The sequence below is a fragment of the Streptomyces sp. NPDC056224 genome, from assembly GCF_042267665.1.
In the GTDB taxonomy this organism is placed as follows: domain Bacteria; phylum Actinomycetota; class Actinomycetes; order Streptomycetales; family Streptomycetaceae; genus Streptomyces.
The window spans coordinates 153,154-166,400 of the sequence record NZ_JBHJTK010000002.1 but is presented as its reverse complement, the minus strand read 5'-3'; the positions used below and the strand labels follow the sequence as shown (position 1 = coordinate 166,400).

The following is a 13,247-nucleotide window of genomic DNA, read 5'->3' as shown; positions in this document are numbered from 1 at the left end:
GCGGGCGGCGTACACTCACGCGCATGGCATGCCGCATCAGTGAGCTGGTCATCGACGTCGCCGATCCCGACCGGCTCGCCGCATTCTGGAGCAAGGTCCTCGGCTACGTCGAACTCGGGCGGGAGGACGACGGGAGCATCGCGATCGGACCGCCCGACGGCGGCTTCGGCGGCCCGCAGCCCGTCCTCGTCCTCAGTCCCAGCAGCGCCCCGCGGACCGGGAAGCTCCGACTGCACATCGACGTCAACCCCACCGACCGTGACCAGGACGCCGAGCTGGAGCGGCTGCTCGCGCTCGGCGCCAGGCCCGTCGACGTCGGCCAGACCGGCGCCGAGAGCTGGCACGTCCTGGCCGACCCGGAAGGCAACGAATTCTGCCTCCTGCGCACCCGGTTCCAGCCCCTGTGAGTGGTGCGGCTAGGTGAGAGCGGTCAGGCAGAACTGCACGAGCCCGGCGTCGACATCGAGGACGACCTTCTTCATCTCCGCCCAGGGCGGGTGGAAGCTCTCGCCCCACTCGACCGTGAAGGCCAGGATCTTGCCCTTCTGCGGATCGATGATGTGGCGCGCGTAGGCGTAGTCGTCGCTGGTTCCGCAGGTCGGGTACAGGTCGAAGGCGGACTTCGCGGTGTATTGCCTGCCGCGCACGCCCTTCAGCCCCTTGCAGAACTGCTCGGCGAGCACGGCGGAGTCGTCGGCGTCGGTCTTCGGGACGAACTCCGCGTAGAGCAGATCCTGCTTCAGGCCGCGCTGGCCGTCGAAGGCGGGGTTCTGGAAGGTCCTGGTCGGATCGATGGACTGGTTGTCGTCGTCGCCCCACACATAGAGCATGGTCTGGGTGTAACTGTGTACGTCGACGAACCAGCGGGTCCGCGGGAACTGGTCGAGCAGCCAGCGGACGTTGCGGGTCTCGGGCTCGGAGAAGGGCCTGGGGCCCTGGTACACCTGATCGGGGTCGGCCGGGTCGGCCGAGACCCGGACCGGGGCGTCCGGGTGGAAGGCGGTACCGAAGTCGAAGAGGTGGTCGTAGTTGCGGTTGAGGTCGACGCCGATCGCGTCCGGGTCGCCACCGGACTGGGCCGGATTGCGGTTCCTGCGCCACATCGGCTCGACGGTCTGGCTGTAGTGCCGGCCGTCCGGATTGACGAGTGGGAACACGACGACGTCGAGCCCGTCGAGGATGCTGTGCACCTGGGCGGCGGTGAAGCTCTTGCCCCCGTAGGCGAGGCCCGTACCGCCGGTGTGGGCGTGCAGCAGGTCGGCCGCGAGGTTGACGAGGATCTCGCAGCTGCCCCATTCCCGGGCATGTGCGCCGCCGATCAGTACCACGGCGTCGTTGGCCCCTCCCTGGGCGGTGCCGATCCGCAGGGCTCGGGAGGCCCGGCCCTCGATGGTGTGCTCGGGCAGGTCGATGAGGTCGCACGTGCCCGGGAACGCGGAGGCCAGGCTGGTCACGCCGGACGCGACCTCGGTGATGTTCAGGTACGGCATGGCGTCCCTCCTAGGTGTCCTTCACCTTGAGGGCGAGTCCCAGCGGAACCGCGTCCTCGGGAGCGAATCGGTCTCCCTCCCCGACCTCGGCCTGGCGGGCGCGGCCGGTGGCGGTGGCGTCGTCCAGGGTCGTGACCGTCACGCCTTCGCGTTGGAGGGCGTCGGCCTTCTCGGGGGATACGTAGGCGTCGAAGCTGAGAGTGCCGTCTCCGCCCTGGTCGATGCGCCCACCGACGTCCGGACGGGTCTCGCGCAGGAGCGCACGCAGGGTGTCGGCGTCCTTCGCCGTGACCCGGACGCGCAGGATGGTGTGGTCGTTGGACATGACGGGCCTCCTTCGGGCGCCGTCGGGCTCACATCAGCGGTGCCAAAGCTGCCGGGACGGCGCGCACGCTGACACACGAACAGTTGAATCCGTACGTGTATGTCCGATGTGTACCTCGTACTCTCAGCCTGCGCTTCCGCCGTAGAACGAGTCAAGCGGCGCCTCGGGCATCCGGCTCAGCAGGCAGTCGAGGCCCGCGATCAGCTCCTGCTCGTCGTCGAACTCGGTCAGTCGCGGGGCGAGTGCGCGCAGCCGCGGGTACTCGGCGGCGGGCATCCGGTGCAGGCCCAGGCGCAGCATGGCGTCCGGCTCCTCGGGATCGTCGATCACCTGGCGCTTGTCCACGAGCAGGTAGCCGAGGTTCCAGGCCGCGAAGGCGCGGTAGATCGTCAGCGTGGTGGCGTCGTCGAAGCCGGCCCGGCCGAGTACATCGAGGATGTGCTCGGTGAGCTTGAGCGCCGGCGCCGGCCGCCGGGCCACCGGCACGCCGAGCGGGCGCGTGGCCACCACGGGCAGGATCTCCGGGTGGGCGTGCACCGCGGCGGCGAAGGCGCGGGCGATGCGGCGCAGCTCGGCGCGCCAGGGCGGACCGCCCGACGTGGTCTCCCGGTCGGCGGGGGGCCCTTCGGCGGAGGCCCGCAGCCGGTCGTTCACCTCGGCGAAGAAGGCCTCGACCAGGCCGTCGAGCAGGGCGTCCTTTCCGGCCGTGTAGCGGTAGATGGCCATCGGCTCCACGCCCAGATCGGTGGCGAGGCGGCGCATGGTGAGCGCTGTGAGCCCTTCCCGGTCGACGAGGGCGACGGCTGCGGCGAGGACCAGCGGGCGGCTCAGGCGCCTGCGCCTCTCCGGGGTGTCCCGCTCATCCATGTCGGCACTCCCCTCACGGGCGGACGGCCTATGTTGTAGGGATATCAACTAAATATAGTCCGTATTTCCATGAAATATCCGGCTGGCCGTGAACCGGAGTCTCCCGAGCCCTCACCGGCCCCGCCGCCCCAGTCGGGCGGCGGGGCCGCCTCGCCGGCTACGGCCGGCCGTTGAGCCAGCTCAGCTTGTGTCCGTAGAGCACGCGCTGGCAGTAGTCCGTCCCCACCGGGTCGGCGGGGTCCCGGTTCGCCGTGCAGTCGGACGCCACCCCGGGCCGGTGCTCGGAGAGGGACCACAACCGCCCCGTGCCCCGCTCGACGTAGAGGTCCTCGGCGCCCCGGGCGGTCTTCACGGCCTGGCCTTCCTGGACCAGCTGGCCGTTGCTCCACTTGTAGCGCCACAGGTTGCCCGGCTCGTCCGTGCCCTTGGACTCGTTCACGTACGCCGTGCCGGGGGCCGCGACCCGGTGGACCGGGCCGGTCACGGTACTGGGGGCACGGCGAGGTCAAGCGGCTTGGGACGGACACCCCGTGCCGGGACCCGGTGGCGCGGCCCGCACCCTCGGCGACGTGCCAGCCGCATGCTGCGGAGAACGGGGCCGCCTGCGCGTGCGCCTGCGCCCTCGCCGGTCCCCGGGAACCGCATCCGCAACCGTGTCAGGAACCGTGCTGGGTCGAAGCGGTGAGGGGACGCGGCGGGCCCCCGGCCCTCGGCTCAGCCGCTCGCGCGGTGCCAGGGGATCTCGGCCCACACCTGCTTGCCGCCGCTGAGCGGCACCGAGCCCCAGGCCATCGTCGTCGCCTCGACGATGAGCAGCCCGCGGCCGCCGGTCGACTCCCAGCTGACCGACACCGGTTTGACGGGGCTGCGCGGCGACGCGTCGTTCACGGCGATCCGCAGCCGGTCCGCCGACAGGGTCAGATCCATCCCCACCTCGCCCTGGGTGTGCGCGATGGCGTTGGTGACCAGCTCGGACACGACCAGGAGAGCCGCGTCGAGTTCCTCCACCAGCCCCCAGGACCGCAGGGTGCGCGCGGCGAAGCGGCGCGCGTGCATGACGGCCTTGGGCAGCCGCCACACCGTCCAGTGGCTCCGCAGCGGCCGGCCCCGTGTGCCGTCGTAGCGCAGCAACAGCAACGCCACGTCGTCGTCGCGACGGCCCACGCCGGCGACCAACTCGTCGGCCACCCCTCCGGGATCGGCCGGGTCGGCCGCGGCGACCACTTCGCACACCCGCCGCATGCCCTCTTCCAGAGGCAGCCTGGCGGACTCGACCATGCCGTCCGTCAGCAGAACGAGCAGGCTTCCGGGGAGCAACCCCGCCTCGGTCATGGGGAATTCGGCTTCCGCGAGCACGCCCAGCGGAGGGCCGCCCTCGACCGTCATCTCCTCGGTGACGCCGTTGGGACGGCGCAGGATCGGCGGCAGGTGACCGGCCCGTACGATCCTGGCGATGCCCTCCTCCATGTCCAGGTCCACGTACCCACAGGTGGCGAACAGGTCGGTCTCCATGCCGACGAGCAGCCGGTTGGCCCGCGCGACCACCACGTCGGGCGGGTGGCCCTCCACCGCGTAGGCCCTGACCGCCGTACGCATCTGGCCCATGATGGTGGCGGCTCCCGCGCTGTGCCCCTGTACGTCCCCGATGACGAACGCCACATGACCGTCCCCGAGCGGAATGACGTCGTACCAGTCGCCGCCGACCTCCAGTCCCGCCGTCGCGGGCAAGTACCGGGCGACGGCGAACCCGCCCGGCAGCTCGGGGAGCTTTCGCGGCAGCAGACTGCGCTGGAGCATGGTGGCGAGTTCGTGGCCCGCGTCCAGTGCGTGGGCGCGCACCAGAGCCTGCCCCACCAGCCCCGCGGCCGCGGTCAGCAGCGAGCGTTCCTCCGGTCCGAACCGGTGCTCGCCGTCCCACCCCACAAGGCACACCCCGACCATCCGGCCTTCGGCGGGCAGCGGCAGCACGGCGAGACCGCCGGCCCCGACGCCCAGCAGGCCGGGCTCGAGCTCCGCGCCCGGCGGCCACAGACTCATATGCCCCCCACGCAGCGCGCTCTGCAGGGTGGGCAGGTCGCTGAGCGACGCGTCGGGCCACTCGGACCGCCATTCCGAGCGCCAGATCTCGGGCCAGGCATCGGGCTCCGGAGGATCGAGGGCGGTGACGATCAGCCGCTCGTGCTCCAGTTCACCGACCGCGACCCGGGAGGCGCCGAGCGGCTCGCGCAGGGCGGCGACCACCAGCCGGCTGACCTCCCGGATGGTCGCTGCTCCCGCCAGCGTGGCCGACAGCCGCTGCACGAGGGAGACCTCGTCGGCGCTCGGCCGCAGATAGGTCGCGTCGGCCACCACACCCAGGACGCGCTGCGGTGTGCCGTCGGAGTCCACCTCCACCCGGCAGCGCAGCCCCAGCCAGCGCAGCTCACCGTTCGGGCGGCGGATCCGGAAGGCCAGCTGCTGTCCGGCGGCGGTCAGCCGGTCCGGCTCCACGACCGCCATCAGTGCGGGCATGTCGTCGGGGACGGCGCAGGCGAGCAGGGTCTCCACCTGCCCGTCGAACTGCTCGGGAGGCAGACCGAGCAGTTCCAGCACGTGCGCGTGGGCCTCCATGCGGCCGGTGCTCAGTTCCAGGATGAACGCGCCGCCTTGGTGAGGCACGAGGGACTGACCCAGATGTGCCTGCGGGGCTTTGCGCCCGGTGAAGCGAGCGGCCACCGATTCGAGTCCGGCGGCCACCTGATCGGCGTAGAGCTCCAGAAGGCTGCGGTCGTCGGCGCTGAAGCCGTCCCCGACCTCGCCGGCGACGATCAGGCACCCGAGCTCCAGGTCGCCGTGTCCCAGTGGCAGCGCGCCCAGCGAGATCGTGGCGGGGGAGTTGGGGTCACCGTCCCCGACCCTGGTGGGGAAGTGGTGGGGATCATCCTCGATGAAGGAAGCCAGTTCCTTGGGAGTCAGCCACAGCGGGCTGCCGGAGCGGAAGGCATTGGCGGCGGGCGAATGGCTGGCCACGGCGAGGATCGCGGGCAGTCCGTAGAGGACGCCCCGGTTTCCGATCAGCTCGGCCAGATGGAGTTCCCTGTGCTCGTCGGCGACCACGTAGACAGCGGCAAGCTCGGCCCCGCAGAACGCAAAGCGATGTCTGGTCACTTTCCGTATCGCCTCCTTCCGAGGCGTCGCGCCGACCGCCCTCCCTCCATGCTGTCGCGCCCGGGACCGTTCGGGCGAGTCGGAGAGCGGGCCGGATGGGCCCGTGCCGACCATGCCGCGTGGACCGTGCCCCACCCTGCCCGTGGCCGGGCGGGTGCGGCCACGGTTGGCGTACGGCGATCATGGTGTGGGCGTCCGGGGGCCGAGCGGGCGGCGCCCGCGAGGACCGGACCTGGCGTGAACCCGGCCCGGGGCCCGTGCCCTGGTTCTCCCGGAGGCCCGGGTCCGCGCCACCGGGAGGAGCTCGCGCACCGTGGCGGAGCGGCCTCGGCACGCAGTCCTCGGCGGCCGGCTCACGGCGTGCCGTCGCCGGGCTGGAGCAGCACCGTCGTCCAGACGTACGGGCCTACGGACCGGACCTGGCCCCGGACGGTGCACCCGTCGGGGAGGAGTCCTGCGGCGGGCGTCAGGCACAGCCCGTTGGCATTGGCGTGGCCACTGCCGTTGGCCTGGCAGGGATCCGGGCGGACCTCCAGGTCGTGGAAGACCGGCTCGCGGGGGAGCTCCAGGGCGGTGGCAGCCTTGTAGAAGGCCTCCTTCGCCGAGAACATCACCGTGAGGAGCCGTCCGGCCACGTCGCCGTCGGCCACCAGGTCGCGCTCTGCTGGCGTGCAGACGAGGCCGGCGGTCTCCGGTGAGAGGCGGCCGACGCGTTCGACGTCGACACCCACGGCGGATATGTCCCTCCGGGTGGTGGCCAGACAGGTGGCGACCGCGCCCCGGCAGTGACTGATGGATCCCCGCACCCCTGTCGGGAAGCGGGGGCGCCGGGCCTCGCGCAGGACCGGACCCGACCGGCCCAGCAGCCGCAGGGCGTCGGCGGCCGCGGCACGCCCCGCGGCGAAGTCACGGCGGCGGGCCGGTGGACTTCCCCGTACGAGGGCTCGCTCCGCCGGATGCAGGCTGTCCCCGCACCCGCACCCGCACCCGTCCCCGCACCCGCACTCGTCCCCGTCTCCGTCCCCGTCCGCCAGGCGCAGGACGGCGATCACGTCCCGCGCGGGGCGCACGGCCAGGACCGGCGTCCCCGTGCCCCTGAAGGAGGGGCCGTCCGTGCCTCCAAGGTGACAGATTCCGTCCGCCACGCGGTCCTTTCCCCCCGCTTTTATCGGGCTTTCATGACGGCGAACCACCATCAGCAATCCAGGCAGAGCGAGGAGGAGGGCCATGTCCAGAGGGTGCGCGATCCCGTCACGCAGGCACGCGCCACGACGGACCGCCGGTGGGTTCGAGCCCCAGCTCGTCCCGGAGCATGGTCCTGAGCGCCTGGAAGGCGCTGAGCGCTTCGCCGCGTCTGCCCGACTCCCGCAGGGACTCGATCAGCGAGTGGTGGAACCACTCGTTGAAGGGGTGCGCGGCCACCAGGTCGCGCAGTTCGGGTACGAGGTGGGTGTGGCGGCCCCGGCGCATCTCCGCCTCGACGCGCACCTGGTGGGCCCGTACGCGCAGCTCCTCCAGGTACTGGACGTGACCGGTGAGGACCCGCCCCGGCCGCACCGTCGACAGTGCGCGGCCCTGCCACAGCGCCAGCCCCTCACGGCAGGCGGCGACGGCTTCGTCCGGCCGGTCCCGGGCGAGCAACCGCTCGCTGTCCCGGAAGAGCCGCGTGAACCGGGTGGCATCCAGCTGCTCGGGGTCGATCTCCAGGAGATAGCCGGACCGGCGGGTGTGCAGCAGCCGTTGGGCCGGGACCTCCAGGACCTCGTCGAGCTGGCGGCGCAGATGGTAGACGTGCGTGCGCAGCGTGCTGAGCGCCCAGCGCGGGGGCCGCTCCTCCCACAGCTCGTCGATGAAGGTGTCGACCTCCACCACCTGGCCCGCGCGCAGCAGGAGCAGGGCCATCACCTTGTTCACCATCGGGCCGCGCAGGGTGTGGGGGGTGGTGCCCGTGGAGACGCCGAGAGCTCCGAGCACCGAGAAACAGATCTGGCCGGCCACTGCTGCCAGCACCTCCGTCAGTCCGCCGGCGACACCGTGCGCATCGCCGTTCACCGGCTGGAATACAAGCACGCGGGCGGGCCCCGTCCGGCGGCTCTGCCCCGCAAGAAGCGCATGGCTGCGCCTAAAGAGACATCCGCACAGAAGGTGGAATCATGACCGAATCGTCGCAGGTGCTCATCGTCGGAGCGGGCCCGGTGGGGCTCGTCACGGGGATCGAACTCCTCAGGCGCGGCGTGCCGGTGCGCGTCGTCGACCGCTCCGAGCGCCCCAATCCCCACTCCAAGGCGATCGCTCTGTGGCCGAGGGGCATCGAGGCCCTGGCCCGGTTCGGGGCCGCGGACGAACTGCACCGGCGCGGCGTCGTGTTGCGCGCACAGAACTACCACTCCCAGGGGGAGCGGGTCGCCCGTCTGGCGTTCGGCGGAATGCGCCGCACGCGCTACCCGTACGCCCTGTCGATCCCGCAGCAGGAGACGGAGGCGGTCCTGCGGGACACCTTCCGGGAGCTGGGCGGGACGATCGAGTTCGGGACGTCCCTGACCTCCTTCACCCAGGACGGCGCCGGGGTGAGCGCCGAGCTGGAGACGGCACGGGGCCGGGTGACGGAACGCGTCGGCTGGCTCGTCGGCTGCGACGGCGCGCACAGCAGGGTCCGCGAGGTGCTGGGGGTGCCCTTCCGGGGCAGTTCGTATCCGCAGCAGTTCCTGCTCACGGACGGTCCGGTCCGTACCTCACTGGCACATGACGAGGTTCACTACTTCATGTCGGCCGCCGGAGTGCTGGTGGTGGTGGGGCTGCCGGGCGGCATGTACCGGACGTTCGTGAGCGCGGCGCCCGGTATGGCGGTGGACGACGCCCGCGAGGCCGTGCAGCGCGCGGCCTCGGAGCGGTGCCCCGTGCCGATCGAGCTGATCGGTGAGCAGCGTGCCGGGGTGTTCAAGGTGCACCGCAAGGTGGCCGACCGGCTGCGGGCAGGCCGGGTGCTGCTGGCGGGAGACGCCGCGCACATCCACAGTCCGGCGGGAGGGCAAGGGCTGAACACCGGTATCGAGGACGCGGCTTCCCTGGCCTGGCGCCTCGCCGGGGTGCGCGAGGGCCGGTGGGGCGACGAGGCGCTGACGCAGTGGGAGGAGGAGCGGCTGAGGGTCGCGCGGGCCGTGGTCGGCGACACCGACCTCCAGACGCGGATGTGGACGATGAGCGGCTGGCGCGCGCGGGCCCGGGACGCGGCGCTGGGGGCCGCGGGACGCAGCGGTGTCCTGAACCGCGTCGTCGTGCCGCGCCAGGCGCAGTTGTCCTTCGCGCATCCGGGGCCGCGGCAGCAGGCCGGCCATCTGCGGACCGGAATGCGACTGCCGGACGTACCGCTCGACGCACAGCGCGGGCGCTGGCTGCGGGACGAGCTGGGTGACCCGGCGCCGCTGCTGCTCCTCTTCCCCGGAACGGGCAGGCACCGCAGGGACGTCGAGGGCGTGGCCGATATCTTTCGGAAGGCGCACGACAGTATCCGCGTCACCGTGATTTCAGATACGAACAATTTCAGCCACGACCTGCTGCGGATGAGCCGCCCGCGTGCCGTTCTCGTACGGCCCGACGGGACGATCTCGGCACTGAGCGACCCGTTCCGTGATGAACTCCACTCGATGGTCCGGGATTTGACCGGGCATACCGCTCCGGTGCGGTAGTTAGGATGACACGGTGCTTCTTTCAGAATTTTCCCAGTTGCCGCTCCCTGCCGTTCTGTTCGCCGACGGAGTATTCGCCCATCCCGAGGGAAAGACCGTCCAGGGGGTGATCCGGCACAGCACGGTGCTCCGCCCCGTGGCGGTCGTAGACCGCTCGCACCCCCACCCGACCTCGGCATCTGTGCTCCCGGGAACCGCCATCCCGGTCGTGGGGTCCCTCGCCGAGGCCATGGAATACGGCCCCGAGGCGCTGGTGATGGCGCTGACCGAGTCCGATTTCGGTGAGTCGCTGGACGGAAAGTTCCTGCATACGCCGAGAGATCCGGGCGACCTGCCGGATTTCTGGTGGGACGAGATATGCGCAGCCGTCCGCAGAGGCCTTCACATCATTTCCTGCCTCCACGTACGGCTGCTCGAAACGGAACTCGCCGGGATGCTCGCGGAAGGCCAGCGCATTGTCGATGTGAGACGTCCGCACGATGTGCTGCCCAAGTATTCCGGGCGTGTTCCCAGGAGCCGCGCCAAACTGATTCACGTCGCCGGAAGCGACTGTGTCGTGGGGAAGCGCACCGCTGCTCTCCAGATACACCGGGCAGCCCTTTCGCGCGGGACCGACTCCGGCTACGTGGGCACCGGCCAGACCTGTCTGCTCGCCGGATGCACCGAAGGCGCGATCATCGACCGGACGCCGGTTTTCCAGGCGGCGGGCCTCGTCGAGCATCTGGTCCAACAGGCGGACCCCCGCCACGATCTGCTCATCATCAAGGGTCAGGCGTCCGTCATGCACCCGGCGTTCGGCGGCCTGGCCAGCGCGATCCTCCAGGGTTCACAGCCCGACGCGGTCGTCTTCGCACACGACGCCGACCGGGTCTCCCGCTACCACTGGGACCATCTGCCCCTCGCCGACCTGGAGGCGGAGATCCGCACGGTCGAAGCCCTCGGTGGCGCCCCCGTCGCCGCCATCGCCACCCGCGGCCGGGACAACGTCCGCCGGCTCCGCCATCTGGGACTGCCGGTCGCCGACGTCCTCGACGGCGACGGCGCGGCCGTCCTGCTCGACGCGGCCGAGGCCGTGTGGTCCGCGGCGGACGGCGCCGGCCGGGCGGGGGCCGTGAGATGAGCGTGGAAGTGGCGCTGCGCGCGGTGGCCGCCTTCGCCGAGTGCCCGACCTGGGACCCGGCCGACGGAACGCTGCTGTGGGTCGACATGAACCGCGGGGAGGTGCACCGCCTGTGCCCCCCGGACGGCAGCGACACGGTCCTGCGCTTCGAACAGCCCGTCGCCGCCGCCAAGCCCCGGGCCGGCGGCGGCCTGGTGCTCAGCATGCGCGACGGCGTGGCGGTGTGCGAGCCCGACGGGTCGCTGCGCCCGCTCGCCGACTGGTCGGCCGAAGGGGTACGGGGCAACGACGCGGGCGTCGACGGGCGGGGCCGCCTCTGGGTCGGCACCATGGCGGGCCCGTCCGCCCCGGGCTGGCTGGGCCGCGTCTCCGCCCAGGGCGTGACGCACCGCGCGCTCTCGGGCACCCGCCTGAGCAACGGCATCGCCTGGAGCCCGGACGGCCGGCGGATGTACTTCGTCGACACCCCCACGTGCCGTATCGACGTGCTCGACTACGACCCGTCCACGGGGGAGGCCTCCGGCCCGCGTCCGTTCGCCGAGCTGACCGGCACGCCCGGCGTGCCCGACGGTCTGTGCGTCGACACCGACGGCGGCGTGTGGGTGGCCCTCTTCCGTGGCGGCGCGGTCCGCCGTTACACACCCCGGGGCGCGCCCGACCGGGAGATCCGTTTCCCCGCCGCGCTCACCACCGCGTGCGGCTTCGGCGGGACGGACCTGACCGACCTCTACGTCACCACGGCGCGGCGTGCGCCCGAACACGACGAACCGCTCGCGGGCAGCGTCTTCGTCGTGCCCGGTGCGGGGCAGGGCCTCGCCCCCACGGCGTTCGCCGGCTGAGGAGGGTCAGGGGGGCGGCGGAACGGTCACGGGGTGGCGGAACGGTCACGGGGCGGCCGCGCGGTCCGGTTCCGGCCGTGCGACGGGGGAGAGGGCGAAGGCCTGGGAGACCTGGACCAGCCACCGCACATCGGCGGAGAAGTCCAGGTCGTCCGGGCTCATCACCGACACGGGTCCGGCGTCGTCCGCCCGGTCATCCCTCCCGTCCGGCCCGGGCCGCGCCGCGAGGGCGGCCGCGATGCGTGCCGCCTCCCACCGTGCCCGCTCCTCCTGGCTCCCGTCCGGCCCCGGGGCGGGGGTCAGTCCGGGGGCAGCCTGCCCGCCCAGGGCCAGGCAGCCGTCCCGGATCTCGATCACCCGCCGGTGCAGGCGGAAACGCAGGTCCCACAGGGCGAAGAGGTCGCTGCGGGGAGCGGGCTGCAGGGAGGTCTCGGGGTGGGCCCGGTACAGGGCGTACCAGAGCGGGCGCAGCCGGCGGAAGCGGCGGTAGTCGGCCCACCAGGCCCGCACCGCCTGCGCCCGTGAGCCCCACAACGGCGCCGTCCATCCGATGGTGTTGAGGGTCAGCCCCACCGTCAGGCAGGTCCGGGTGACGTTCGCCCAGGCGGTCGGGTCCCATCCGCGGCTCACGAGGAACACGTCCGCGAACCGCCCCAGGGAGTAGACGAGGTCGAGGCACGCACCGACCGCCGCGGTCCGCAGTCCGCGCCGTACCCAGACGTCCTCGGTCCGCCGGGCGTAGAACCAGCACGCCTTGGCCACCATGGCCTTCCCGAGGGCGAAGGCCGTGAGGTAGACGACCTGGTAGGCCACGAAGTACGGCTGTTCCCGCGGGTGGACGAAACTGTTCCGGGGGTGTCCGTGCAGTACGGCGAGCTCGAAGAGGACGGCCATCGCCAACGGCACGCAGGCCAGCAGGGCCAGTCGGCGGCGCGCGCGGACGCGGGCCTCCTCCCGCGGGTGCAGCCAGTGGATGAGCAGTACCTGCTGGCAGGCGATCGCCGCGATGATCCACATCTGGACGGAGACGTTGTACCAGGTGACCGTGCCGAAGAGCTTTCCGGTCAGGTGGCTCGGGGTGGACATGGCGAGGTACATGCCCTGGCAGCCGAAGGACGCACACAGGGCGACGAGCGCCGGCTGCGGTCCGCGCCGCAGGACCGGTGGGAGGGTGCGGGCGAACGCCAGCCAGCAGACCAGCGCGCCCAGCGGGTAGCGGACACTGTTCATGTCCGGTCCCGGCGGCGCCAGTCGAGGGAACCCTGGATGCGGCCTATCACCCCGTCCGTCTCGGCGGCGGCCGTGCCGGGCTGCGAGCGCAGGCCTTCACCGAGGAGAAACGCCATCACCTCCGCCTCCCGCTCCTGGGCGTCGGAGTAGTTGTCCCGGCACAGCAGGTCCTGCACCAGCGACGGGTCGAGGTCCGGGAAGAGCGTGGCGACGGCCGGCGAATCGGCGGTCCCGCTGCGGTGGCCGCACAGCATGTGCGCCAGCTCGTGGGCGATGATGTGCTCCTGGTGGTGCCGGCTGGTGTGCTGCTCGTAGACGACGTAGTCGGCGTCCGAGAAGGCCAGCCACAGCCCGCACGGGCCGGACGCGTCCAGGGGCATGGGCAGCAGATGGATGGGCCGGCCCCGGGAGCCGCTGAGGTGGTCGCACAGGGTCATGAGGTCGTAGGACTCGGGCAGCCCGAAGGAGGCCAGCCGCTGTCGGCTTTCCCGGCGCAGCGCCTGGAGGCCGGACCGGCGCCGGTGTCGCTGGAGGAATCGCATC

13 protein-coding genes are annotated in these 13,247 nt (G+C 72.0%); 4 read left to right on the top strand and 9 right to left on the bottom strand.

Going from position 1 to position 13,247, the window contains the following annotated elements:
• The first annotated feature begins 23 nt into the window (after positions 1–23).
• The gene (locus ACFCZ1_RS04825; protein ID WP_376676920.1) at positions 24–407 is read left to right on the top strand and encodes a VOC family protein; all 384 of its coding nucleotides are present in this window, start codon (positions 24–26) and stop codon (positions 405–407) included.
• Between the two features lie 9 nt (positions 408–416).
• On the opposite strand, the gene ACFCZ1_RS04820 is transcribed toward ACFCZ1_RS04825, so the two are convergent.
• The 7 genes from ACFCZ1_RS04820 to ACFCZ1_RS04790 form a co-directional block, all read right to left on the bottom strand.
• The gene (locus ACFCZ1_RS04820; protein ID WP_376676919.1) at positions 417–1,490 is read right to left on the bottom strand and encodes a M14 family metallopeptidase; all 1,074 of its coding nucleotides are present in this window, start codon (positions 1,488–1,490) and stop codon (positions 417–419) included.
• A 10-nt stretch (positions 1,491–1,500) separates the two neighbouring features.
• Entirely contained in the window at positions 1,501–1,815 is a 315-nt protein-coding gene (locus ACFCZ1_RS04815; protein WP_376676918.1) for a hypothetical protein, read from the bottom strand.
• Positions 1,816–1,938: 123 nt separating this feature from the next.
• On the bottom strand, positions 1,939–2,682 hold the full coding sequence (locus tag ACFCZ1_RS04810) for a TetR/AcrR family transcriptional regulator (protein ID WP_376676917.1): 744 nt from the start codon (positions 2,680–2,682) through the stop codon (positions 1,939–1,941).
• Positions 2,683–2,839: 157 nt separating this feature from the next.
• The gene (locus ACFCZ1_RS04805) at positions 2,840–3,166 is read right to left on the bottom strand and encodes a hypothetical protein (protein WP_376676916.1); all 327 of its coding nucleotides are present in this window, start codon (positions 3,164–3,166) and stop codon (positions 2,840–2,842) included.
• Positions 3,167–3,396: 230 nt separating this feature from the next.
• Entirely contained in the window at positions 3,397–5,829 is a 2,433-nt protein-coding gene (locus tag ACFCZ1_RS04800; RefSeq protein ID WP_376676915.1) for a SpoIIE family protein phosphatase, read from the bottom strand.
• A gap of 353 nt (positions 5,830–6,182) precedes the next feature.
• Positions 6,183–6,974 (bottom strand): 4'-phosphopantetheinyl transferase superfamily protein, encoded by a 792-nt coding sequence (locus tag ACFCZ1_RS04795; protein WP_376676914.1) that lies wholly within the window; start codon positions 6,972–6,974, stop codon positions 6,183–6,185.
• A gap of 106 nt (positions 6,975–7,080) precedes the next feature.
• Positions 7,081–7,881: a BTAD domain-containing putative transcriptional regulator gene (locus ACFCZ1_RS04790; RefSeq protein WP_376676913.1), complete on the bottom strand. Its 801-nt coding sequence runs from the start codon at positions 7,879–7,881 to the stop codon at positions 7,081–7,083.
• A 101-nt stretch (positions 7,882–7,982) separates the two neighbouring features.
• Between ACFCZ1_RS04790 and ACFCZ1_RS04785 the strand changes: the two genes are divergently transcribed.
• The 3 genes from ACFCZ1_RS04785 (at position 7,983) to ACFCZ1_RS04775 (ending at position 11,474) form a co-directional block, all read left to right on the top strand.
• On the top strand, positions 7,983–9,515 hold the full coding sequence (locus ACFCZ1_RS04785; RefSeq protein WP_376676912.1) for an FAD-dependent oxidoreductase: 1,533 nt from the start codon (positions 7,983–7,985) through the stop codon (positions 9,513–9,515).
• Positions 9,516–9,744: 229 nt separating this feature from the next.
• Positions 9,745–10,635: a DUF1611 domain-containing protein gene (locus ACFCZ1_RS04780; RefSeq protein WP_376677102.1), complete on the top strand. Its 891-nt coding sequence runs from the start codon at positions 9,745–9,747 to the stop codon at positions 10,633–10,635.
• Positions 10,632–11,474 (top strand): SMP-30/gluconolactonase/LRE family protein, encoded by an 843-nt coding sequence (locus ACFCZ1_RS04775; RefSeq protein ID WP_376676911.1) that lies wholly within the window; start codon positions 10,632–10,634, stop codon positions 11,472–11,474. Before ACFCZ1_RS04780 ends, ACFCZ1_RS04775 begins: the two co-directional genes overlap by 4 nt.
• Positions 11,475–11,519: 45 nt before the next feature.
• On the opposite strand, the gene ACFCZ1_RS04770 is transcribed toward ACFCZ1_RS04775, so the two are convergent.
• Complete coding sequence (locus tag ACFCZ1_RS04770; RefSeq protein WP_376676910.1) at positions 11,520–12,704, bottom strand: MAB_1171c family putative transporter; 1,185 nt, start codon at positions 12,702–12,704, stop codon at positions 11,520–11,522.
• Entirely contained in the window at positions 12,701–13,246 is a 546-nt protein-coding gene (locus tag ACFCZ1_RS04765) for a toxin (protein ID WP_376676909.1), read from the bottom strand. Before ACFCZ1_RS04765 ends, ACFCZ1_RS04770 begins: the two co-directional genes overlap by 4 nt.
• Position 13,247: the final 1 nt, after the last annotated feature.

Excerpts from the sequence above, each read along its gene's own strand:
- ACFCZ1_RS04765 (WP_376676909.1), bottom strand. The coding sequence starts at position 13,246 with ATGCGATTCCTCCAGCGACACCGGCGCCGGTCCGGCCTCCAGGCGCTG.
- ACFCZ1_RS04775 (WP_376676911.1), top strand. The coding sequence starts at position 10,632 with ATGAGCGTGGAAGTGGCGCTGCGCGCGGTGGCCGCCTTCGCCGAGTGC.
- ACFCZ1_RS04810 (WP_376676917.1), bottom strand. The coding sequence starts at position 2,682 with ATGGATGAGCGGGACACCCCGGAGAGGCGCAGGCGCCTGAGCCGCCCG.
- ACFCZ1_RS04815 (WP_376676918.1), bottom strand. The coding sequence starts at position 1,815 with ATGTCCAACGACCACACCATCCTGCGCGTCCGGGTCACGGCGAAGGAC.
- ACFCZ1_RS04770 (WP_376676910.1), bottom strand. The coding sequence starts at position 12,704 with ATGAACAGTGTCCGCTACCCGCTGGGCGCGCTGGTCTGCTGGCTGGCG.
- ACFCZ1_RS04825 (WP_376676920.1), top strand. The coding sequence starts at position 24 with ATGGCATGCCGCATCAGTGAGCTGGTCATCGACGTCGCCGATCCCGAC.
- ACFCZ1_RS04785 (WP_376676912.1), top strand. The coding sequence starts at position 7,983 with ATGACCGAATCGTCGCAGGTGCTCATCGTCGGAGCGGGCCCGGTGGGG.
- ACFCZ1_RS04780 (WP_376677102.1), top strand. The coding sequence starts at position 9,745 with ATGGAATACGGCCCCGAGGCGCTGGTGATGGCGCTGACCGAGTCCGAT.
- ACFCZ1_RS04820 (WP_376676919.1), bottom strand. The coding sequence starts at position 1,490 with ATGCCGTACCTGAACATCACCGAGGTCGCGTCCGGCGTGACCAGCCTG.